Source organism: Nocardioides coralli (assembly GCF_019880385.1).
In the GTDB taxonomy this organism is placed as follows: Bacteria; Actinomycetota; Actinomycetes; order Propionibacteriales; family Nocardioidaceae; genus Nocardioides; species Nocardioides coralli.
Genome location: NZ_CP082273.1, coordinates 2,929,041 through 2,950,847, shown reverse-complemented (window position 1 = coordinate 2,950,847; position 21,807 = coordinate 2,929,041). Strand labels below are relative to the sequence as shown.

Genomic DNA, 21,807 nt, shown 5'->3' with positions numbered 1-21,807 from the left:
GCGCCACGCTACTGGGGTGCCGGGTCCGCGCGACGGCCCCGGTGTCAGCGGCCGATCGCGACCGGCACCCGCACCCGGCTGCCGTCCCCGGCCACCCAGGTGATGGCGCCGTCGTCGAGGCCACCCATCTCCGAGCCGCTCACGGTCACGCGGTAAGTCGCCGAGCGGCCGGGCCGGAGCGTGACGGTCGAGGGGGAGACCGTCACCGCGTGGCGCTCGAAGCCGCTGACCTCGGCCCGCCACGTGTCGGCACGGCCGCCGACGTTGGTGACTCGGCGCTTTGCCGTGCCGTCCCCCCGGAAGAGCAGCGAGGGTGCGTTGACCTCGTCGACCTTGCCGGCCAGCCACCGGCGGTAGGTGCGGGGGCCGACGGTGTGGGCGAGCCGACCACGCTGGGCGGCGCGCAGGTCGAGGGCGCCGGAGCCGCTGCGGATGACGCTGTCGCCCGTGTCGCGGCCACTGCCTGCCAGCACCGACCGGACGACGTCGGGTGACCAGCCGCGGCGGGCCAGCAGCGTGGCGGCGGCGCCACTCGCCCTGGCCGTCGCGGCGGAGGTCCCGGACAGGAACGCCCACCGGGCCTCGGCCACCGTCGGCGGTACGGCGCTGAGCACGCCGGTGCCGCCGCCGACGAGGTCGGGCTTGAGGACGCTGCCCTGGGGGTCGCCGGCTGGCGACCACCCGGCCACGCGGGGGGCGCTGCGCCGGGCGTCGCTCGGGGCGAGCGTGATCGTGCGGCCCCGGTCGGAGGACAACCGGGCGAGCAGCGTGCGACCGGCACCCCGTCCGAGGTGCACGGTCGGGACGGCGTGCAGGTCGTGGGCGAGCTCACCGCGCCGGACGTTGACCAGCACCATGCCGACCCCACCGGCCAGGTCGACTGCGGCGGACTTGGCGACCCGGCCGACCACACCTCGCTCGCAGACGACGACGCGGCCGGAGGCGCGGGCCGCGTCGAGGCTGCCCGGGGCGCAGCGGGCCGCGTCACGGGCGGTGCGACCGGGAGCGGCGATGTCGCGGGCGACGACGGCGGCTGCGCGCACGGGTCGGCGGGCCGTCATCAGGCCGTCCAGTCGCTCACCGCGGCCGAGCACGACACCCCCGGCGTTGCCGACACTGGTGAGACCACCCACGGTGGTCACCCAGGGGGAGACGTGGGTCGCGTAGCCGTCGGCGCCGTCGTTGCCGGCGGCTGCCATCACGACGGTCCCGGCCTCCGCGGCTCCGAGGAGGGCTCGCTCCACCGTGTCGATGCCGGGCGCGCCGGCCACGGACAGGTTCAGCACGTCCACCCCGTCGCGGGTGGCACGGTCGATGGCCGAGACCAGGTCGGCGGTCGCGCAGCCGTCGTCCTCGGGGTCGGGCGCGCTCCAGCATGCCTTGTACGCCGCCAGCCGGGCGCGCGGTGCGACACCGCTGTAGTCGCCGCGCAGCCCCGGGGCGCTCACGGTGACTCCGGCGTTCCCGGCCGCGATCGAGGCGACCTGGGTGCCGTGGCCGCGGACGTCCCGGGGGGACAGCGGCTCGTCGGCAGCGACCGCGTCCTCACCGAAGCCGTCGACGAACCAGGCTGCGGCCACGAGCTTGTCGTTGCACACGCCGCGGTCCCAGTCCTCCGCCGGTGTGCAGGCGCCGACGAAGCGCGCCGGTCGGGGGCCGATGCCGGGGGAGTCGCCGAAGACCGGGCTCTCGGGCCAGATGCCGGTGTCCACCACGCCGACCACCACGCCGGCTCCCCCGCGACCCTGCGGGGCCGGAGCCGACGCGGCCGGGGCCGCCGCGGTCGCCAGCGGGCGGACTGCGTTCTGCTCCACCAGCGCGACGTCGGGCTGCGAGCGCAGCTCGGTCGCCTGCCGGTCGGTGAGCTCGACGGCGACTCCGCTGAGCGCGGTGGTCCAGCGGTAGACGGGCTCGGGCGCGGAGACACGTGCCAGGGCGGAGTCCTGACGATCGCGAAGCTGTTCCCGCACGTCGGCGGGGTCGCGGTCACCGCGACGACCCGCGGTGCCGGGCTCGTCGAAGGTCACCAGGTGGAGGGCAGCGCCCTCGGCGTCGTCGCCGTGCGCGGCGCTCAGGGGCGCCACGGCGAGAGCCCCGGTGAGCGCGACGAGCAGCGGTACGGTCGCCAGACCGCACCGGGCGCGACGCCCACGACGCACCACCGACACCTCCTGTACCACGAAAATGCGAACACACAGTGTCCCTCACCGGGCCTCGTCGCGCAGCAGGTACCCACAAGTCGCGGCGACGACGGCCCGGGGAGGGAGCGGTCCTACGCTGGGATCCATGGCTGTGCCCCCCACCGTCGGGTTCGACCTCGACATGACCCTCATCGACACCGTCCCGGGGTTCTCGGCGACCTTGGCGGCGCTGGGCGAGGAGCTCGAGGTGGCCTTCCCGGTCCTCGAGCTGACCTCGCGCCTGGGGCCGCCGCTCGACCACCTGCTCGGGGAGCACCTGACGGTGGACGCGATCGGGCCGGCCGTCGACCGCTTCCGCGCCCTCTACCCCGACCACGCGGTCGCCCCGGTCCCCCTGATGCCGGGTGCGGTGGAGGCGCTCGAGGCGGTGCGTCACGCGGGTGGCCGCGTCGTGGTGGTCACGGGCAAGTACACCCCCAACGCCCAGCGCCACCTCGACCACCTCGGCGTCGAGGTCGACGTGCTGGTCGGCGAGGTCTGGGGGATCGGCAAGGCCGAGGTGCTGCGGCGCGAGGGTTGCACGGTCTACGTCGGTGACCACGTCCACGACGTGGAGGGCGCCCTGGGCGCCGGCGTCACCAGTGTTTCCGTGCTGACCGGCGGGTGTGGCCGCGAGGAGCTCGTGGCCGCAGGCACCCACGTCGTGCTCGACGACCTCACCGGGTTCGCCGAGTGGTACGACGGCCACCTCCTCGACACGCGGCTGGCGGCCCTCGAGCGGGACCTGCGCGAGCGGGGCTCGCTGCTCGTGGCCTTCAGCGGCGGGGCCGACAGCGCGCTGCTGCTCGCTGCCGCGGTCCGGGCCCTGGGGGCCGACCGGGTCGCCGCGGCCACCGGTTACTCCCACTCGCTGCCACAGGCCGAGCGCGACCCGGCCCGCGACTTCGCCGCGTCGCTCGGCGTTCCCGTCCTGACGCCCGAGACCCGGGAGATGGACCGGGCCGGCTACCGCGCCAACGCCGGTGACCGCTGCTTCTTCTGCAAGGCCGAGCTCCTCGACGTCCTCACCCCGCTCGCCGAGGAGCTCGGCCTCGCCCACGTGGCCACCGGCACCAACGCCGACGACGTCGTCGCCGGCTTCCGCCCCGGGATCCGGGCCGCAGCTGAGCGCGGTGCCGTGACCCCGCTGGCTGACGCCGGTCTGACGAAGGCGCAGGTGCGGGCGGCCTCCCGCCGGTGGGGCCTGCCCACCTGGGACAAGCCGCAGGCGGCATGCCTGTCCTCCCGCATCGCCTACGGGGTGGAGGTGACGCCCCACCGCCTGGCCCGCGTCGAACGGGCCGAACTGGCGGTCCGCGCCTGGGGTGAGGCCCACGCGGTGACGCTGCGCGACCTGCGGGTCCGCGACCGTGGCTCCCACGCGTCGGTGGAGCTCGACACCGCCCTCCTCCCGCTCCGCCCGGAGCTCGAGGCGGCCCTGCTCGAGGCGGTCTGCGGGACGGGCTTCGACCAGGCCGAGGTCGACCCCCGGGGCTTCCGGTCCGGGTCCCTCAACGAGCTGCTCTGAGCCGAGGTCACCCACTCGGTTGGCCCGGTTCACCGGGGCCACCTAGGCTTGACCGCTGCCGCGGCGATCGGTCGTGGTGTGGCGAGCGAGAGAGGTCACCGTCGTGCCCACTGGCAAGGTGAAGTGGTTCGACCCGGAGAAGGGCTTCGGCTTCCTGTCCCAGGAGGACGGGCCCGACGTCTACGTGCACGCTGATGCGCTGCCGGAGGGTGTGACCACCCTGCGCAACGGTGCCCGCGTGGAGTTCGGGATCGCCCAGGGACGCCGCGGCGACCAGGCCCTGCAGGTCCGCCTGCTCGATGCGCCGCCCTCGGTGCAGCGCAACCAGGCCGCCTCACGTCGCAAGCCGCCCGAGGACATGGTGACGATCGTCGAGGACACCATCCGGCTGCTCGACGACGTGGGCGGCTCCTACCGGCGTGGCCGGCACCCCGACGCCCGGACGGCGCGGCCGACAGCCAAGCTGCTCCGCGCGCTGGCCGACCAGCTCGAGGCCTAGCTCACTCCGGCCCCACGGGCACCTGCACGGGTCGGCCCGGTCGCGACGCCAGCACGAACGCCGCCCACGACCCCAGGACGGCGACGGCGACCCCCAGCCCGAGTCGCGCCGGCTCGAGCGGCAGGGCGATGCCGACGAACCCGCCGACGACCCACGCGAGCTGCAGGGTGGTGTCGCTGCGCGCGAAGGCGCTCGCCTGGACGCGGGTGGGGATGTCGCGCTGGATGGTGGCGTCGAGGCAGAACTTCGCCAACGACTGGGCCAGGCCCGCCGCCAGGCCCAGCACCACCAGCGGGACCACCCCGTAGAAGACGGCCGCGAGCAGGGTGGCCGCCACGGCCGTCAGCAGGGTCAGCACGACGGTGATCGCCGGGTTGATGCGCTTGAGCAGCGAGGCGAGGAGGATGCCGAGGGCGTTGCCGGCGGCTGCCGCTCCCACCACGAGGCCGACGAGGACCTCGGCGCGCAGGTCGGTGGCGGGCGGGTTCTCGCGCAGCAGGAACGCCATGAACATGATGAGGAAGCCCGAGAGCCACCGCGGCCCACAGTTGGCCCGGAGCGCGAAGGCGACCGCCGCCGGGATCCGGGTTCGTGGGCGGCCGCGTCGGCTCGTCGTCGAGGTGTGCTCGCGCAGCACCATCTCCTCCTCGCCCACCGAGGAGTCGACCTTCTCGGGCAGCCGGATCGCGCAGATCGTCCCGATCACGAAGATCAGGAAGGCGTAGCGCAGGGACCACTCGGGCCCGATGAGCGACAGGAGTCCTGCGACCGGGGCCGACACGGTCGCTCCCACGGTCCCGGCCAGCGACACCCGTCCGTTCGCCCGCACCAGCGTGAACGCGCGGGGGAGCAGCCGGGGGACGGCGGCGGCCCGCGTGACGCCGTACGCCTTCGACGCCACCAGCACCCCGAGCGCGGCAGCGAAGAGCCAGGGGGAGTCGGTGGCGACCGAGGTGGCCAGGGCCCAGCACAGGAACGCGCGGACGGCCATGGTGCCGCCGATCGCCCAGCGGCGGCCGTGGGCGAAGCGGTCCAGGAACGGGCCGATCAGCGGCGCCACGATGGCGAACGGCAGCATCGTGAGGCCGAGGAACAGCGCCACCTGGCCGCGGGCCTCGCCGCTCGGCACCTGGAAGAACAGCGATCCGGCGAGCGAGATCGCCACCGCGGAGTCCCCGGCGGCGTTGAAGAAGTGCATCTGGATCAGCCGCGACAGGCCCGACTCGCCGGCGCCCTCGGCCTCCGAGGCGCGGGTCGCCTGCTTGACGGTGTAGCGACTGGCCCGGCCGGTGGCGCGGGCAGCACCCGCGGCGCCTCGGGCGGTGGCCCGGGCGCCGGTGCGCAGCCCACGGCCGACGCTCCGGGCGCGGGAGCGGCGCTCCTGCTCCGCAGCGGCGTCGGTGCCGGGCTGCTCCTCGCTCATGGCGTCCATCCTGCCAAGATCGCCCAGCACCGTCGCCTGCGCGCCCCGACCTGACACGGGGTGTCCCGGTTTGCGATGATGCCGCGCGTGAGCCCGACCCTGCGCGTGAAGCCGGACGCCGTCGCCGTCCAGGCCGTCGACGCCGCCCGCGCCGCCCTCGTTGCCGACGTGGGTGAGGCCGAGGTGGGCGACCACCTCGGTCACGAGGTGGAGGGGGAGCGCCTGGTCACCCATCTCTTCGCGTGCACGCGGCGGGGGTACGCCGGCTGGCTCTGGTCGGTCACGGTGGCCCGGGCCTCACGGCAGCGTGGCGTGACGGTCGACGAGATCGTCCTCGTGCCGGGTGCCGAGGCGATCGTGGCCCCGGAGTGGGTGCCCTACAAGGAGCGGGTCAAGCCCGGCGACCTCTCGCCCGGCGACCTGCTGCCGGTCGAGGACGACGATCCCCGGCTGGTCCCCTCCTACGCCTTCGGCGACGACCCGCTCGATGCCGACGACAAGGCGCAGGTCCGCGAGGTCGCCCGCGAGCTCGGCCTCGGCCGGGTGCGCACGCTCTCGCGCGAGGGTCGCGACCTGGCGGCCGAGCGGTGGTACGCCGGCGACGCGGGCCCCGGCTCGCCGCTGGCGAAGGCCGCCCCCGACCTCTGCACGACCTGCGGCTTCCTCGTGCGGCTCGCAGGTCCGCTCTCGGAGATGTTCGGGGTCTGTGCCAACGGCAACGCCAACGACGACGGTCGGGTCGTCTCCCTCGACCACGGCTGCGGTGCCCATTCCGAGGTGCAGCTGGCCCGGCGCCACGAGCCGCAGCCGCTGCCCGATCACGTCTACGACACGATGGCGACCGACGAGCTCGAGTCCTTCTGAGCGGCCCGGTCTGAGCGGCCCGGTCTGAGCAGGTCCGGTCCGCGGGGACGGTCAGTCCGCCGTCGCCCCCGGCTCCGCCTGGGCGAGACGCTCGGCTCGCGCGCGCCGGCGCCGGCGGCAGTACTCGAGCCCGAAGAGCCCCAGGCCGAACCCCGCGAGGCAGGTCCACATCCACCACAGGTTGCCGTCCTGCTCGAGCCGCCCGTAGAAGGGGAGCAGGGCCAGGAACCCGAGCAGCCAGAGGGCTGAGCCCACCTCCACCGTGCGCACACCGTCGACGTCGAGCGGTTCGACGTCCGCGACCAGGTAGGTCCGGTTGCCGATCTCGTGCTTCATCGGCTGCTCGTCGCGGAACTCCACGGGGCCAGCGTATCCACCGGCGACGCGGGCCGACGTCCCTCACCCCGGGGCCGCCCTCTGCCACACTGCCGGCGTGAGCGAGAACAACCCGCAGCAGACCACCCGAACCGCTCCCGCCCGAGGACGTGGCGTCGACGGCTTCTTCCGCATCACCGAGCGCGGCTCCACCGTCGAGCGGGAGGTCCGCGGCGGCGTCGTCACGTTCCTGACGATGGCCTACATCGTGGTCCTCAACCCGATCATCCTGCTCGGCGGCACCGACATGAACGGTGAGCTGCTCGCCGGCGGCGACTTCGCGGCGATCAGCGCGGCGACCGCGCTCGCGGCCGGCGTGCTCACGATCCTCATGGGGGTCGTCGCCAACTACCCGCTGGCGCTGGCCACCGGCCTCGGGCTCAACGCGTTCGTCACCTTCTCGATCGCCAGCCAGATGACGTGGGCCGACGCGATGGGCCTCGTGGTCATCGAGGGCCTGATCATCCTGGTGCTGGTGCTCACCGGCTTCCGCGAGGCGGTCTTCCGTGCCGTCCCGGCGGCACTGAAGGTCGCCATCTCGGTGGGCATCGGGCTGTTCCTCACCATCATCGGCCTCGTCGACGCCGGCTTCGTGCGCCGGATCCCCGACGCCGCGGAGACGACCGTGCCCGTGCAGCTCGGACCGGCCGGACAGCTGGCCGGGTGGCCGGTCCTGGTCTTCTGCCTCGGCCTGGCGCTCGTGTTCTCCCTGTACGCCCTGCGGGTCCGCGGCGCGATCCTGATCTCGATCCTGACGATGACCGTCGTCGCGATCGTCGTCGAGCGGGTGGCCCAGGTCGGTCCCGCGTTCTCCGAGGCGGGCTACAACCCCACCGGCTGGGGGCTCAAGGTGCCCGCCCTGCCCGACGAGCTGATCGCGCTGCCCGACCTCCAGCTCATCGGCGAGTTCAACCTGCTCGGCTCGTGGGAGAACGCCGGCATCGTGGTCGCCGCGCTGTTCGTCTTCACGCTGCTGCTCGCCGACTTCTTCGACACCCTCGGCACCATGACCGCCGTCGGTGCCGAGGCCGGGCTCCTCGACGAGGAGGGCAACCCGCCGAACACCAAGCGGATCCTCGTCGTCGACTCGGTCGCCGCCGCCGTCGGCGGGGCGGCGTCGGTCTCCTCCAACACCTCCTACATCGAGTCGGCCTCGGGTGTGGCCGAGGGTGCGCGCACCGGCCTGGCCAGCGTGGTCACGGGCCTGCTGTTCCTGCTGACGATGTTCTTCTCGCCGCTGGTCAACACCATCCCGAGCGAGGCCGCCGTCCCGGCGCTGGTGCTCGTGGGCTTCCTGATGATGCAGCAGGTCCGCGGCATCGACTGGAACGACCTCGAGATCGCCATTCCGGCGTTCCTCACCATCGTGCTGATGCCCTTCACCTACTCGATCACCGTCGGGATCGGTGCCGGCTTCCTGGCGTTCGTGCTGCTCAAGCTGGTCCGTGGCAAGCCCGGTGCCGTCCACCCGCTGATGTGGGTGGTGGCCGGCCTGTTCGTCATCTACTTCGCCATCAACCCGATCACCGCCTGGCTCACCTGACCCTGCCGAGCCGTCACTCCGGCTGGTTTGTCACCCGCCGAGCCGTCACTCCGGCTGGTTCCTGACCCGCCGAGCCGTCATTCCGGCTGGTTCCTGACCCGCCGAGCCGTCACTGACTGACCCCACCGGTGCGAGAACGGCGACGCCGGAATGATTAGCAAAGGTAATGAGTTACGCTAACGACATGCCAACCTCGGTCGAGAACGCAGTGCGCACCGATGCCGGGCTCGCCAGCCACCTCCGGCTCTCGGTGATGCGGCTGCGTCGGCGCCTCGCCAACGAGCGCCACCCCGACAACGAGCTGAGCCTGGGCGCCATGGCCGTGCTCGGCTCCCTCCACCGCCACGGCGAGCTCACCGTGGGCGAGCTGGCCGCCCTCGAGCGGGTGCGCCCGCCCTCGATGACGCGGACCGTGACCTGCCTGGTCGAGGAGGGACTCGTCGTACGCCGCCCCCACGACACCGACGGCCGCCAGGTCGTCGTGTCACTCACCGAGCAGGGCGCCGCGACCCTGCTGGCAGACCGCCGCCGTCGCGACGCCTGGCTGGCCCGGCGGCTCTCCGAGCTCACCCCGCACGAGCGCGCCGTCCTCCGTGAGGCGGCCCCGATCCTCGAGAGGCTCTCGTCTAGTTGAGTCCCACGTTCCGTTCCCTCCGCAACCCCAACTACCGGCTCTACGCGGCCGGTGGTGTCGTCTCCAACACCGGCACCTGGATGCAGCGTGTTGCCCAGGACTGGCTGGTGCTGCAGCTCACGGCGAACAGCGCCGCCGCCTTGGGCATCACCACCGGGCTGCAGTTCCTGCCGTTCCTGCTGCTCTCGCCCTTCGCCGGCCTGGTGGCCGACCGGATGCCGAAACGACGGCTGCTCCAGCTGACCAACCTCGGGATGGCACTGCCCGCCGTGGTGCTGGGTCTGCTCGCCGTCACCGGCACCGCCCAGATCTGGCACGTCTACGTGCTGGCGTTCGCCCTCGGCACGGCCGCCGCCTTCGACGCGCCGGCTCGGCAGAGCTTCGTGTCGGAGATCGTCGACGGTGACGACCTGGCCAACGCCGTCGGTCTCAACTCGGCGAGCTTCAACGCCGCCCGGCTGGTGGGCCCGGCGCTGGCGGGCGTGCTGATCGCTGCCCTGGGTGGCGGGGTCGCCGCGACCGGCTGGGTCATCCTCGCCAACGCCGTCAGCTACGCCGCCCCGATCACGGCACTACGACGGCTCGACGGGTCGGGGCTGCACAGCCCGGAGCCGACCCGCCGGCAGCCCGGGCAGATCCGGGCGGGCGTGAGCTACGTGCTGGGGCGGCCGGATCTGCTGCTGGTCCTGGCGATCGTCTTCTTCACCGGGACCTTCGGGCTCAACTTCCAGATGACCTCCGCCCTGATGGCCACCCAGGTCTTCGACCGCGGCGCGACGGCCTACGGACTGCTCGGCACCTTCCTGGCCGTGGGCTCGCTCACCGGTTCCCTGGTCGCGGCCCGCCGGGTCCGGGTCCGGCTGCGCCTGATCGTGGTCGCGGCCCTGGTCTTCGCCCTCCTCGAGGTGGTCGCCGGCCTGATGCCCACCTACCTCACCTTCGCGCTGATGACACCGCTGCTGGGGCTGAGCGCGCTGACGATGATCACCGCAGCCAACACCTTCATGCAGCTCCACAGCGATCCCGGGATGCGGGGGCGCGTGCTGGCGCTCTACATGATGATCTTCATCGGCGGTACGCCGCTGGGGGCGCCCTTCATCGGGTGGATCGGCGAGGTGGCCGGCGCCCGCTGGACGTTGATCCTGGGCGGGTCGGTCACCGCCGTCGGCGTGCTGGCCGCCAGCGCGGCGTACCTCCACCGACAGCGCCTGGCCGAGAGGCCGCGGGCGATCTCCGCCCCGGCTCCCGCTACCGCCGTGGCGGGCTGATTCCGCCGTTTTGACCCCCCTGTGGCGCGGGAGTAGTCTCAATCCTCGTGTCTGGGACGACCAGACCGTTGCGCGCGCCCGCAGTCGCCGGCGCTCCACCACAGGCACATGCAACACCGCAGGACCCCGTGCCCGGCAAGGTGCCGGGCCGTGATGACAGGCAGAGAAAGGGAACCACCCAGGTGCCCACCATTCAGCAGCTGGTCCGCAAGGGCCGCCAGGACAAGGTGTCCAAGAACAAGACGCCTGCCCTGAAGGGATCCCCGCAGCGACGCGGCGTCTGCACGCGCGTCTACACCACCACGCCGAAGAAGCCGAACTCCGCCCTCCGCAAGGTCGCCCGCGTGCGCCTGTCGAGCGGCGTCGAGGTCACCGCTTACATCCCGGGTGTCGGTCACAACCTCCAGGAGCACTCCATCGTGCTCGTCCGTGGCGGTCGTGTGAAGGACCTGCCGGGTGTCCGCTACAAGATCATCCGCGGCACGCTCGACACCCAGGGCGTCAAGGGTCGCAAGCAGGCCCGCAGCCGCTACGGCGCGAAGAAGGAGAAGAGCTGATGCCGCGCAAGGGTCCCGCTCCGAAGCGTCCGATCGACGTCGACCCCGTCTACGGGTCGCAGCTGGTCACCCAGCTGGTCTCGAAGGTGCTGCAGGACGGCAAGAAGCAGGTCGCGCAGCGCATCGTCTACACCGCGCTCGAGGGTTGCCGTGAGAAGACCGGCACCGACCCCGTCGTGACGCTGAAGCGTGCGCTCGACAACGTCAAGCCGGCCATCGAGGTCAAGTCCCGCCGTGTCGGTGGTGCCACCTACCAGGTGCCGATCGAGGTCAAGGGCACGCGAGGCACCACCCTCGCCCTGCGCTGGCTGGTCGGGTACGCCCAGGACCGTCGCGAGAAGACGATGTCCGAGCGACTGATGAACGAGATCCTCGACGCCTCCAACGGCCTCGGTGCCGCGGTGAAGAAGCGCGAGGACACCCACAAGATGGCCGAGTCCAACAAGGCCTTCGCCCACTACCGCTGGTGACAGCGCGGCGGGTGGCCGCCTCACCGGCGCCACCCGCTGCCCACCACCCGACCACCAAGGAACTGTGATCTTCTAGTGGCTGTCGACATCACCACGGACCTCAACGTCGTCCGCAACATCGGCATCATGGCGCACATCGATGCCGGCAAGACCACCACCACCGAGCGCATCCTGTTCTACACCGGCATCTCCTACAAGATCGGTGAGGTCCACGACGGTGCCGCCGTCATGGACTGGATGGAGCAGGAGCAGGAGCGCGGCATCACCATCACCTCCGCCGCGACCACGTGCTGGTGGAAGGACCACCAGATCAACATCATCGACACCCCGGGTCACGTCGACTTCACCGCCGAGGTCGAGCGGTCCCTGCGCGTGCTCGACGGTGCGGTGGCCGTCTTCGACGGTGTCGCCGGCGTGGAGCCGCAGACGATGACCGTCTGGCGGCAGGCCAACAAGTACTCCGTGCCCCGGATGTGCTTCGTCAACAAGCTCGACCGCACCGGTGCTGACTTCTTCCGCTGCGTCGACATGATGGTCGACCGCCTCAACTCGACGCCGCTGGTCGTCCAGCTGCCGATCGGCGCGGAGAGCGACTTCCTCGGTGTCATCGACCTGGTCGGGATGCGTGCGCTGACCTGGCGCGGCGAGACCCGGATCGGCGAGGACTACGAGATCGAGGAGATCCCGTCCGAGCTGCAGGCCCAGGCCGACGAGTACCGCGAGAAGCTGCTCGAGACCCTGGCCGAGGCCGACGACGAGATCATGGAGAAGTACCTCGAGGGCGAGGACATCTCCGTCGAGGAGCTCGAGGCCGCCATCCGCCGCGCGACCCTGGCCGACAAGGTCAACCCGGTCCTGTGCGGCACGGCGTTCAAGAACAAGGGCGTGCAGCCGCTGCTCGACGCCGTCGTCAAGTACCTCCCGAGCCCGCTCGACGTCGAGGGCATCGTGGGCCACAAGGTCGACGACGAGGACACCGAGATCGTCCGGAAGCCCTCCGACGAGGAGCCCTTCTCGGGTCTCGCCTACAAGATCGCCTCCGACCCGCACCTCGGTCAGCTGATCTACGTGCGCGTCTACTCCGGCAAGCTGGAGGCCGGCGGTCAGGTGCTCAACTCCGTGACCGGCAAGCGGGAGCGGATCGGCAAGGTCTACCAGATGCACGCCAACAAGCGTGAGGAGATCGCGTCGGTCGGCGCGGGTCAGATCGTGGCCGTGATGGGCCTGAAGGGCACCAAGACCGGTCACACGCTCTGCGACCAGCAGAACCCCGTCGTCCTGGAGTCGATGACCTTCCCCGCTCCGGTGATCGAGGTCGCCATCGAGCCCAAGACCAAGGGCGACCAGGAGAAGCTGGGCATGGCGATCCAGCGGCTCTCCGACGAGGACCCGACCTTCACGGTCAAGACCGACGAGGAGACCGGCCAGACGATCATCGCCGGCATGGGCGAGCTCCACCTGGAGATCCTCGTCGACCGGATGAAGCGCGAGTTCCGGGTCGAGGCGACGGTCGGCAAGCCCCAGGTCGCCTACCGCGAGACCCTGCGCAAGCGGGTCGAGAACCACAGCTACACCCACAAGAAGCAGACCGGTGGTTCGGGTCAGTTCGCGAAGGTGGTCGTCACCCTCGAGCCGAACGTCGACCCCGAGACCGGAACCGGCGCGGGCTACGAGTTCGCCAACAACGTCACCGGTGGTCGGGTGCCGAAGGAGTACATCCCCTCGGTCGACCAGGGCGGTCAGGAGGCCATGGAGTTCGGCGTGCTCGCCGGCTACCCGATGGTCGACGTGAAGTTCACCCTCGAGGACGGCGCCTACCACGACGTCGACTCCTCCGAGCTCGCGTTCAAGATCGCCGGCAACCAGGCCTTCAAGGAGGCCGCCCGGATGGCGAAGCCGGTCCTGCTCGAGCCGATGTTCGCGGTCGAGGTCACCACGCCCGAGAACTTCCTCGGCGACGTGATCGGCGACATCAACAGCCGGCGCGGGCAGGTGCGCAACATGGAGGAGAGGCACGGCGACCGGGTGGTCGACGCCCTCGTCCCCCTGTCCGAGATGTTCGGGTACGTTGGCGACCTGAGGTCCAAGACCTCCGGTCAGGCGTCGTACTCGATGGAGTTCGACTCGTACGCCGAGGTTCCCCAGAGCATCGCCGACGAGATCGTCAAGAAGGTCCGCGGCGAGTGATCCTGCGGGATCACTGGCACTGACCCTCGGTCACCACACACCCAACGAGTCAAGAAACAACCACACCAGGAGGAGCCCACAGTGGCTAAGGCGAAGTTCGAGCGGACCAAGCCGCACGTCAACATCGGCACCATCGGTCACATCGACCACGGCAAGACCACGCTGACGGCTGCCATCTCGAAGGTGCTGCACGACAAGCACCCGGACCTCAACGAGGAGTCGCCGTTCGACTCGATCGACAAGGCCCCCGAGGAGCGCCAGCGCGGTATCACGATCTCGATCGCGCACATCGAGTACCAGACCGAGGCGCGTCACTACGCCCACGTCGACTGCCCGGGTCACGCCGACTACATCAAGAACATGATCACCGGCGCTGCCCAGATGGACGGTGCGATCCTGGTGGTGGCCGCGACCGACGGTCCGATGCCGCAGACGCGTGAGCACGTGCTGCTCGCCCGCCAGGTCGGCGTGCCCGCCCTGGTCGTCGCGCTGAACAAGTGCGACATGGTGGACGACGAGGAGCTCATCGAGCTCGTCGAGATGGAGGTCCGCGAGCTGCTGACCGAGTACGAGTTCCCGGGCGACGACGTCCCGGTCGTCAAGGTCGCGGCGTTCCCGGCCCTGCAGGGCGAGCAGAAGTGGGCCGACTCCATCGGCGAGCTGATGGACGCTGTCGACGAGTACATCCCCCAGCCGGAGCGCGACACCGACAAGCCGTTCCTGATGCCGGTCGAGGACGTCTTCACCATCACCGGCCGCGGCACCGTGATCACGGGCCGCATCGAGCGCGGCATCGTCAAGGTCAACGAGGAGGTCGAGATCCTCGGCATCCGCGAGGGCTCGCAGAAGACGACCGTCACCGGTGTCGAGATGTTCCGCAAGCTGCTCGACGAGGGCCAGGCCGGTGAGAACGTCGGTCTGCTGCTCCGCGGCACGAAGCGCGAGGACGTGGAGCGCGGCATGGTCGTGGCCAAGCCCGGCACCACCACTCCGCACACCAACTTCGAGGCCTCGGTCTACATCCTCTCGAAGGAGGAGGGCGGCCGTCACACGCCGTTCTTCAACAACTACCGTCCGCAGTTCTACTTCCGGACCACGGACGTGACCGGCGTCGTCACCCTGCCCGAGGGCAAGGAGATGGTCATGCCGGGTGACAACACCGAGATGACGGTGGAGCTCATCCAGCCGATCGCCATGGACGAGGGCCTGCGGTTCGCCATCCGTGAGGGTGGCCGCACCGTCGGCGCCGGCCGGGTCACCAAGATCACCCAGTGATCGGTGCCGGTCCCTGACCGGCTGATCCACACGCAAGGCCCCGGACCGCCAGGTCCGGGGCCTTCGTGCGTCTTGGGGGCAACGGCCCTCAGCCGAGGTCGACGCCCTCGAAGTCCTCGGGGGAGTAGTCGCGCTTCTCCACCAGGACCATCCAGTTGCCGGAGTTGTCGCGCATCAGCGCCTCGATCCCGTAGGGCCGTTCCTCGGGAGGCTGCAGGAACTCCACCCCCTTCGCGCGGAGCTCCTCGTAGGTCGCCCGGCAGTCGTCGACGTTCATCCCGACGCCCGGCAGCCCGCCCTCGTCCTGGGCCCGGTTCATGGCCTCGACCAGGTAGTCGGGGAGCGGGTTGCTGGGTGTGGACAGGTGGAGCTGGATCTCGGGCTGCGCCGGGTGGACGACGGTGCACCACCGGAAGTCGGGGCCGAGCTGGAGATCCTCCCCGACCTCGAAGCCGAGCACGTCGGTGTAGAAGGCCTTGGACTCGTCGATGTCCTTCACCCACAGGGACAGCAGGGAGATGTTGGTGATCATGCCCCGACCCTAGGGACGCCCCCCGTCGGCCGCCTTCTCCTGCGTTGCGGTGCTGCGCTCGACGAGGCCGGCCATGAACACGTAGCAGCCGGGGATCCGCGGGGTCCCCTGCGCGGCGTAGCGCCGCTGGAACTCGCTGGGGGATTCTCCGACGATCTCCCGGAACGTCGAGCTGAACGACCCGAGGCTGCTGTAGCCCACGGCGTGGCACACCTCGGTGACGGTCAGGTTCGCCGCACGCAGCAGGTCCTGGGCACGCTCGATGCGCCGTTCCGCGAGGTAGGCGGCGGGGGTGAGCCGGTAGGTCGCGGCGAAGGACCGCAGGAAGTGGAAACGGCTCAGCCCGGCCAGCCTGGCCAGCAGGTCGAGGTCGAAGTCGTCGGCGAAGTGGCGGTCGAGGTGGTCACGGGCGCGCCGCAGGTGGATGAGCACGTCGCCGGGCACGCGTGGCGCGTCGGTCATCCGGTGACCAGGGTCGCGACGGCGTCGGCGAACACCTCGGTGTGGCGGTCGACGTCCGCCTCGGTGTGGACCGGGCTGAACAGCGCCATGTTGTGGAACGGGGTGAGCAGCACTCCCCGGTTGAGGCACCACAGGTGCAGGAATCCCTCGAGCTCCTCGTCGACCGCGGCAGCAGCGGTGGCGCCGTCATGAGGTGGGGGACAGAACCAGTACTCCGCCCGGCACCCCAGCCGTTGCACGTGCCACGGCAGCCCGTGCTCGTCGATGACGGAGGCGACGCCGTCGGTGAAGCGCTCGGCCAGCGGCACCGCCCGGGCGAAGTCCTCCTCGCGCAGGCACGAGGAGAGGGTCGCCCGGACCGCCGCCAGCGCGAGTGCGTTCCCGGTCAGGGTGCCGCCCACGCCGGCCACGTCGATCTCGTGACCCAGCATCGGGCCGGCCAGTCGCTCGGCCACCTCCGCCGTCATGCCGTACGCCGCCACCGGCACGCCGCCGCCGATCGGCTTGCCGACCACCAGCAGGTCCGGCTCGAGGTCCCAGGCGGCGGTGGCCCCACCCGGCCCGACGCAGAGGGTGTGGGTCTCGTCGTTGACCAGCAGCACGCCGTGACGGCGGGTGATCTCGCGTACGCCGGCCAGGTAGCCCTCCTCCGGGAGCACGATCCCGATGTTGGTGAGGGCGGGCTCCATCAGCAGGCAGGCGACGTCACCCTCCCCGAGCCGCCGGTCGAGCGCGTCGAGGTCGTTGAAGGGCACGACCGCGGTCGTCACCGACACGTCGACCTGCGGTCCGAGGGCCCCCGGGCGCGGCACGACGCGACCACCGTCGAGCACCGCGAGGGTCTCGTCAACGGTGCCGTGGTAGCACCAGTCCATGACGGCGACCCGAGGGCGTCCGGTGAGGTGGCGCGCGAACCGGAGCACGAACCGGTTGGCGTCCGTGGCCGACATGGCGAGCTGCCACGCGGGCAGCCCGAAGCGGCGCCCGAGCTCCTCGGCCACCCACCCGGCGTCGGGGGAGGGCAGCATGGTCGTGACGCCGCGCTCGGCCTGCGCGGTGAGCGCCTCGGTGACCTGGGGCAGCGCGTGCCCGGTCATCGCGCCGGTGTCGCCGAGACAGAGGTCGACGTACTCCAGGCCGTCGACGTCGGTGAGCCGGGCGCCGGCGGCCCGGTCCGCGGACAGGGGGAAGGACCCCGGCCAGCGAGTCATCCATGGCATGGGAACTCCCGCCAGCAGGGAGCTCGCGGCCGCGGCTGCCAGCTCCGCGGAGCGGGGGTGGAGGTCCTCGAAGCGGCGCTCCTCCTCGGCACGGAGCGCGGCCAGCCGGTTGCGGTCGATCATGGCAGCAATCTAGGGGGGTGTGGTCAGCGGCAGAACGCGTGGACGCGCTGGACCTCGGTCGGCTCGCCGAAGACGTGCTCGAGCGCGAGGCCGACCATCGCCGGGCTGTCGTGGAAACGCGTCTCCCCCGCGTGCGTCACCACCACGCCACCCGGGTAGCCGACGTCGGGAGGCGCCTCGCCCGTCCAGCAGTCGTGGTGGCGAATCAGCCGCTCCACTTCCAGCAAGGCCGGGTCCCGGGTCGTGCCCTCCGGGCCCCAGACGATGACCGGGTTGCCGACCCCGCCCGTCGCGACGAGTCCGCCGACCGCGAAGCCGGCGAGGAAGAGCAGCACCCGGGTGCGATGACGTCGCATCGGTGGCCTCCGCCTGGCCGCTGCGCTCAGCCGGCCCCGACGAGGTCGCTCCGCTCAGTCGGCGAGGGGCCAGGAGACCCGTGTGCGCATCTCCTCCGGAGGGTGGTCAGGGCCGGTGAGGTACTCCTCCCACATCGCGGTCTCGTCCAGCTTCCTCCCTCGCGCCTCGGCGGTTGCCCGCAGCGCGTCGTAGGTCTTGGGCAGCGTGTCGTAGGACCCGACGTGGACCCCTCTCACGACCTCGCGCTCCGGAACCTCGCGGTCGACGACGCCGTCGCCCTCGCGGATCGGTGGGTCGACGAGGAAGCCAGCCGAGACCCGCATGCCCTCCTCGCCGACCTCGTAGTACGCCATCGCGGGCCCGGTGGGCAGGATGTTCTCCCGGTCCAGGAACCTCGCCACGGCGCCGAACGCCTCGCCCATCTGCTCGCCGACGTGGTCCAGGTCGAGGTCGAAGCGTCGGGCCGCGAGGTGCCGAGCCGGTTCGCTGGTGATCTCGATGTCCATGCGTCCTCCTCCACTCCGCACCGACGCTAGGAGCACCTGACCGCCCGGATCAGGGCCGAAGGGCCCTCGTCGGCCGTGTACTGGTCCCGGCATGTGGCTGGGAGGATGAGTCCATGGCACCCGAGCACGCCCACCCCGCGCGCCCCCACCACCGATTCACCGAGGACGGGCGGCGGATGAGGGAGGTGCTCAGCTACTCGCGGCGCGGGAGCCGGTTCACACCGTCCCAGGCCGAGGCGTGGGAGCGGTACGCCGAGGCGTGGGTGATCCCGGAGGAGGCGGTCGACGAGCCGGGCTTCGAGCTGGCCACGTGGTTCGGCCGTTCGGCGCCGCTGATCGTCGAGATCGGTCCGGGGGTCGGCGAGGCCACCGGCGTCCTGGCCGCGGCCCGCCCGGAGTGCGACGTGCTGGCTCTCGAGGTGTGGCGCCCGGGTGTGGCCAGCGGACTCGCGGAGGTGGCGGCGGCCGGGGCCACCAACGTCCGGTTCTGCTCGGTCGACGCGGCCTGGTCCCTGCGCCACCTGGTGGGCGAGGGCCGGCTGGAGGAGCTGTGGACCTTCTTCCCCGATCCCTGGCCGAAGAAGAAGCACCACAAGCGACGTCTGGTGCAGCCGGAGTTCGCGCACCTGGCCGCGACCCGGCTCCGGCCCGGGGGCACCTGGCGACTGGCGACCGACTGGGCCGACTACGCCGAGCAGATGCGCGAGGTGCTCGACGGCGAGCTGCTGCTCGAGGGTGGCGTGGTCGAGCGCTGGGACGAGCGACCGGTCACCAAGTTCGAGCGCAAGGGGCTCGCCGTGGGGCGCGTCATCACCGACCTCGCCTACCGCCGGCGCTCATAGCCGGGGCAGGAGCCCTGCCTCGATCATGTGGTCCTCCAGCCGCTCCCGCTCTCGGTCCAGGGACAGTCCCGGGGGCAGGACCCGCATCAGGTGGTCGATCTCGAGGGTGTCGGCCGCCTCGGCGAGCACCTGGTCGTAGGAGCGGCGGTAGCCCTCGTACTTGGCGAAGCGCGTCCCCTCCACGTGGAAGCGCGCGGAGATCCGGCGTACGTCGGCGGCGATGGCCTCGATCGGCCGGCCGGCCGGGACGGGGGCCCGGCGGCGACGCCGGACGTCGTGGAGCGTCGCGGTGGCGGTCAGCACCACGAGGAGGGCGAGCGAGACCATGGCCTCCAGCCCGGTCATGACCCCACGATACGCCGGTGTGCGGCATGGTCGGGAGGGCTGCGACCGGGGGCGTGCGGGCGATTTTGCGTGGACGTGGGGCGTCTGCCAAGATAGTCCGGTTGCTTCGGCGGGTTGCCGGGGTGCGGAACATCTTGACTACTGAATCGCGTCTCACGCTTTCTTCGGTGGTCGGCTTGCGTCCACACCGAACCGTGAGACCCGATCGGCCCGGCAGAACCGCCGGGCGGCCACCAACAACGAGCAGGACCCCGGCGGTCCGTGCCGCGTGGAGAGCGCGACACGCCCGACCGCGGGGGTCGGAGCCGAGGTGGTCGGCAGCAGGGCGGGACGGCATCAACCGAGAGGTCGTCCCGGGACAGACGCGGCACTGACTACGAAGGACGAGAGAGACCTATGGCGGGACAGAAGATCCGCATCAGGCTCAAGGCCTATGACCACGAGGTGATCGACACCTCGGCGCGCAAGATCGTGGACACCGTCACCCGCACGGGTGCCAAGGTCGCCGGCCCCGTGCCGCTGCCGACCGAGAAGAACGTCTACTGCGTCATCCGCTCGCCCCACAAGTACAAGGACTCCCGCGAGCACTTCGAGATGCGCACGCACAAGCGGCTCATCGACATCATCGACCCCACGCCGAAGACCGTCGACTCGCTGATGCGGCTCGACCTCCCCGCCGGCGTCGACATCGAGATCAAGCTCTGAGGTCAGCACGATGACTCACACTCTGGAACGCAACGTGAAGGGCCTGCTGGGCACCAAGCTCGGCATGACCCAGCTGTGGGACGAGGACAACCGCATCGTCCCCGTCACCGTGATCGACGCCCGCACCAACGTCGTGACGCAGGTCCGCACGCCCGAGCTCGACGGCTACAACGCCGTGCAGGTCGGCTTCGGCGAGATCGCGGGCCGCAAGGTCACCAAGCCGCTGGCCGGGCAGTTCGGCAAGGCCGGCACCACCCCGCGCCGCCACCTCGTCGAGATCCGCACCAGTGACGCCGCGGCCTACTCCGTCGGCCAGGAGCTGGGCGTCGACACCTTCGCCGCGGGCGACGAGATCGACGTGACCGGTACCTCGAAGGGCAAGGGCTTCGCCGGAACCATGAAGCGTCACGGCTTCTCCGGCGTCGGTGCCTCCCACGGTGCCCACCGCAACCACCGCAAGCCGGGCTCCATCGGTGCCTGCGCGACCCCGGGTCGCGTCTTCAAGGGTGTCCGGATGGCCGGCCGCATGGGTCGCGACACCGTGACCCTGCAGAACCTCACCGTGCACGCGGTCGACGCCGACAAGGGCTTGATCCTCGTCAAGGGCGCGATCCCCGGCCCCAAGGGCGGTCTCGTCGTGCTGCGGTCCGCCGCCAAGAAGTCCGCCGAGAACGGAGGGGCCTGAGCATGGCTGACGTGAAGACCCTGAAGGTCGACCTCCCCGCCGCCATCTTCGACGCCGAGGTCAACGTGCCGCTGATCCACCAGGTCGTGGTGGCCCAGCAGGCTGCTGCCCGCCAGGGCACCCACGCGACCAAGACGCGTGGCGAGGTCCGCGGCGGTGGCCGCAAGCCCTACAAGCAGAAGGGCACCGGCCGCGCCCGCCAGGGCTCGACCCGGGCGCCGCAGTTCGCCGGGGGTGGCGCCGTCCACGGCCCGCAGCCGCGCAGCTACGACCAGCGCACCCCGAAGAAGATGAAGGCGGCCGCCCTGCGCGGTGCCCTCTCCGACCGGGCCCGCAACGGTCGCATCCACGTGGTCGAGGCCCTCGTCAGCGGCGAGAAGCCGTCGACGAAGTCGGCCCTCTCCGCGCTGGTCGGGCTGAGCGAGCGCGCCAAGTACCTCGTCGTGCTCGAGCGCACCGACTCCCTCACCTGGCTCTCGCTGCGCAACGCCCCTGAGGTGCACATCGTGGCGGTCGACCAGCTCAACACCTACGACGTGCTGGCCGCCGACGACGTGGTCTTCACCAAGGGCGCCTACGACGCCTTCGTGGGCAAGGCCGAGGGCTCGGCTCCCGCCGCCGCACCGGCCACCCAGGAGGCCGCGCCTTCCGCCGAGAAGGCTGCGCCTTCCGCCGAGAAGGACACGGCCGCCACCGAGGAGGAGCCGGTGCTGCCCAAGGGCGCCAAGGCTCCGCTGAAGAGCGCGCGTGCGCCGAAGGGCTACGAGGTCATGGGCCAGGCTGCGGGCACCTACCGCCTGCCGGAGGACGCCGGCTACGACGCCACGGCCGCCGACTTCTGGTTCAAGTCCGCCGAGGACGCCGAGGCTGCCGGGATGACCCGCGCCGAGGAGAAGGAGAGCGACCAGTGAGCACCCTGCACAAGGACCACCGCGACGTCCTGATCGCGCCGGTCGTGTCCGAGAAGAGCTACGGCCTGCTCGACGCCAACAAGTACACGTTCCTCGTGCGTCCGGACGCCAACAAGACCGAGATCAAGATCGCGGTCGAGAAGGTGTTCGACGTCAAGGTGACGTCGGTGAACACGATCAACCGCCAGGGCAAGTCGCGCCGTACCCGCTACGGCGTGGGCCGGCGCGCCAACACCAAGCGCGCCATCGTCAGCCTCGCTGAGGGCCACCGCATCGACATCTTCGGCGCCTGAGCGCCACCCGAAGGAAGACAGAC

At 71.3% G+C, this 21,807-nt stretch carries 24 protein-coding genes; 15 read left to right on the top strand and 9 right to left on the bottom strand.

Features of this window, described 5'->3' with window-relative positions; translation table 11 throughout:
- Positions 1–44 precede the first annotated feature (44 nt).
- Positions 45–2,162: a S8 family serine peptidase gene (locus K6T13_RS14505; RefSeq protein ID WP_222895252.1), complete on the bottom strand. Its 2,118-nt coding sequence runs from the start codon at positions 2,160–2,162 to the stop codon at positions 45–47.
- Between the two features lie 124 nt (positions 2,163–2,286).
- On the opposite strand from K6T13_RS14505, the gene larE reads away from it, so the two are divergent.
- Together larE and K6T13_RS17595 are read left to right on the top strand one after the other, a co-directional pair.
- Positions 2,287–3,708, top strand: coding sequence for an ATP-dependent sacrificial sulfur transferase LarE (gene larE, locus K6T13_RS14500; protein WP_222895251.1), 1,422 nt, complete (start codon positions 2,287–2,289; stop codon positions 3,706–3,708).
- 103 nt (positions 3,709–3,811) lie between these two features.
- Positions 3,812–4,207, top strand: a complete 396-nt coding sequence (locus tag K6T13_RS17595; protein ID WP_222895250.1) for a cold shock domain-containing protein — start codon at positions 3,812–3,814, stop codon at positions 4,205–4,207.
- Position 4,208: 1 nt separating this feature from the next.
- Here K6T13_RS17595 and K6T13_RS14490 read toward each other — a convergent pair whose 3' ends face one another.
- Positions 4,209–5,630, bottom strand: a complete 1,422-nt coding sequence (locus tag K6T13_RS14490; RefSeq protein ID WP_222895249.1) for an MFS transporter — start codon at positions 5,628–5,630, stop codon at positions 4,209–4,211.
- A 78-nt stretch (positions 5,631–5,708) separates the two neighbouring features.
- On the opposite strand from K6T13_RS14490, the gene K6T13_RS14485 reads away from it, so the two are divergent.
- Positions 5,709–6,494, top strand: a complete 786-nt coding sequence (locus K6T13_RS14485; RefSeq protein ID WP_249423801.1) for a DUF3027 domain-containing protein — start codon at positions 5,709–5,711, stop codon at positions 6,492–6,494.
- A gap of 51 nt (positions 6,495–6,545) precedes the next feature.
- Here the strand turns inward: K6T13_RS14485 and K6T13_RS14480 are convergent, their stop codons facing one another.
- The gene (locus K6T13_RS14480; RefSeq protein WP_249423800.1) at positions 6,546–6,854 is read right to left on the bottom strand and encodes a DUF2530 domain-containing protein; all 309 of its coding nucleotides are present in this window, start codon (positions 6,852–6,854) and stop codon (positions 6,546–6,548) included.
- A 73-nt stretch (positions 6,855–6,927) separates the two neighbouring features.
- Here K6T13_RS14480 and K6T13_RS14475 point away from each other — a divergent pair, with 73 nt between their 5' ends.
- The 7 genes from K6T13_RS14475 to tuf all read left to right on the top strand — a co-directional run bounded on the left by K6T13_RS14475 (position 6,928) and on the right by tuf (position 14,803).
- Positions 6,928–8,412 carry an NCS2 family permease gene (locus tag K6T13_RS14475; protein ID WP_222895247.1) on the top strand — a complete coding sequence of 495 codons (1,485 nt, stop codon included), beginning with the start codon at positions 6,928–6,930 and terminating at the stop codon, positions 8,410–8,412.
- A 184-nt stretch (positions 8,413–8,596) separates the two neighbouring features.
- On the top strand, positions 8,597–9,046 hold the full coding sequence (locus K6T13_RS14470) for a MarR family winged helix-turn-helix transcriptional regulator (protein WP_249423799.1): 450 nt from the start codon (positions 8,597–8,599) through the stop codon (positions 9,044–9,046).
- Positions 9,043–10,314, top strand: a complete 1,272-nt coding sequence (locus tag K6T13_RS14465; protein WP_222895245.1) for an MFS transporter — start codon at positions 9,043–9,045, stop codon at positions 10,312–10,314. The genes K6T13_RS14470 and K6T13_RS14465 overlap by 4 nt, the downstream gene beginning before the upstream one ends.
- 182 nt (positions 10,315–10,496) lie before the next feature.
- Positions 10,497–10,871: a 30S ribosomal protein S12 gene (rpsL, locus tag K6T13_RS14460; protein ID WP_222895244.1), complete on the top strand. Its 375-nt coding sequence runs from the start codon at positions 10,497–10,499 to the stop codon at positions 10,869–10,871.
- On the top strand, positions 10,871–11,341 hold the full coding sequence (gene rpsG / locus K6T13_RS14455; RefSeq protein ID WP_222895243.1) for a 30S ribosomal protein S7: 471 nt from the start codon (positions 10,871–10,873) through the stop codon (positions 11,339–11,341). Before rpsL ends, rpsG begins: the two co-directional genes overlap by 1 nt.
- Positions 11,342–11,467: 126 nt before the next feature.
- Positions 11,468–13,528 (top strand): elongation factor G, encoded by a 2,061-nt coding sequence (fusA, locus tag K6T13_RS14450; RefSeq protein ID WP_430228243.1) that lies wholly within the window; start codon positions 11,468–11,470, stop codon positions 13,526–13,528.
- A gap of 81 nt (positions 13,529–13,609) precedes the next feature.
- Entirely contained in the window at positions 13,610–14,803 is a 1,194-nt protein-coding gene (tuf, locus tag K6T13_RS14445; protein ID WP_222895241.1) for an elongation factor Tu, read from the top strand.
- Positions 14,804–14,891: 88 nt separating this feature from the next.
- On the opposite strand, the gene K6T13_RS14440 is transcribed toward tuf, so the two are convergent.
- The 5 genes from K6T13_RS14440 to K6T13_RS14420 are packed head-to-tail and all read right to left on the bottom strand — an operon-like array spanning position 14,892 to position 18,003.
- A complete protein-coding gene (locus K6T13_RS14440; RefSeq protein ID WP_222895240.1) occupies positions 14,892–15,335 on the bottom strand; it encodes a VOC family protein in 444 nt (147 codons plus the stop codon).
- Positions 15,336–15,344: 9 nt separating this feature from the next.
- A complete protein-coding gene (locus K6T13_RS14435) occupies positions 15,345–15,797 on the bottom strand; it encodes a helix-turn-helix domain-containing protein (RefSeq protein WP_222895239.1) in 453 nt (150 codons plus the stop codon).
- Positions 15,794–17,140 carry an aspartate aminotransferase family protein gene (locus tag K6T13_RS14430; RefSeq protein WP_249423798.1) on the bottom strand — a complete coding sequence of 449 codons (1,347 nt, stop codon included), beginning with the start codon at positions 17,138–17,140 and terminating at the stop codon, positions 15,794–15,796. Before K6T13_RS14430 ends, K6T13_RS14435 begins: the two co-directional genes overlap by 4 nt.
- Positions 17,141–17,163: 23 nt before the next feature.
- Positions 17,164–17,496 (bottom strand): hypothetical protein, encoded by a 333-nt coding sequence (locus K6T13_RS14425; protein WP_222895238.1) that lies wholly within the window; start codon positions 17,494–17,496, stop codon positions 17,164–17,166.
- Positions 17,497–17,550: 54 nt separating this feature from the next.
- Positions 17,551–18,003 (bottom strand): GyrI-like domain-containing protein, encoded by a 453-nt coding sequence (locus K6T13_RS14420; RefSeq protein WP_222895237.1) that lies wholly within the window; start codon positions 18,001–18,003, stop codon positions 17,551–17,553.
- Between the two features lie 113 nt (positions 18,004–18,116).
- On the opposite strand from K6T13_RS14420, the gene trmB reads away from it, so the two are divergent.
- The gene (gene trmB, locus K6T13_RS14415; protein ID WP_222895236.1) at positions 18,117–18,845 is read left to right on the top strand and encodes a tRNA (guanosine(46)-N7)-methyltransferase TrmB; all 729 of its coding nucleotides are present in this window, start codon (positions 18,117–18,119) and stop codon (positions 18,843–18,845) included.
- On the opposite strand, the gene K6T13_RS14410 is transcribed toward trmB, so the two are convergent.
- Positions 18,840–19,190, bottom strand: a complete 351-nt coding sequence (locus K6T13_RS14410; RefSeq protein WP_222895235.1) for a hypothetical protein — start codon at positions 19,188–19,190, stop codon at positions 18,840–18,842. The two genes, trmB and K6T13_RS14410, sit on opposite strands and share 6 nt — an antisense overlap.
- Before the next feature lie 396 nt (positions 19,191–19,586).
- On the opposite strand from K6T13_RS14410, the gene rpsJ reads away from it, so the two are divergent.
- From rpsJ to rplW, 4 genes are read left to right on the top strand one after another with little or no spacing between them, the layout of a single operon-like run.
- Positions 19,587–19,895 (top strand): 30S ribosomal protein S10, encoded by a 309-nt coding sequence (rpsJ, locus tag K6T13_RS14405; protein ID WP_008360994.1) that lies wholly within the window; start codon positions 19,587–19,589, stop codon positions 19,893–19,895.
- Positions 19,896–19,905: 10 nt separating this feature from the next.
- Positions 19,906–20,580, top strand: a complete 675-nt coding sequence (rplC, locus tag K6T13_RS14400) for a 50S ribosomal protein L3 (protein WP_222895234.1) — start codon at positions 19,906–19,908, stop codon at positions 20,578–20,580.
- 2 nt (positions 20,581–20,582) lie between these two features.
- A complete protein-coding gene (gene rplD, locus K6T13_RS14395; protein WP_222895233.1) occupies positions 20,583–21,491 on the top strand; it encodes a 50S ribosomal protein L4, sunset domain variant in 909 nt (302 codons plus the stop codon).
- The gene (gene rplW / locus K6T13_RS14390) at positions 21,488–21,784 is read left to right on the top strand and encodes a 50S ribosomal protein L23 (protein ID WP_222895232.1); all 297 of its coding nucleotides are present in this window, start codon (positions 21,488–21,490) and stop codon (positions 21,782–21,784) included. Before rplD ends, rplW begins: the two co-directional genes overlap by 4 nt.
- The last annotated feature ends 23 nt before the right edge of the window (positions 21,785–21,807 follow it).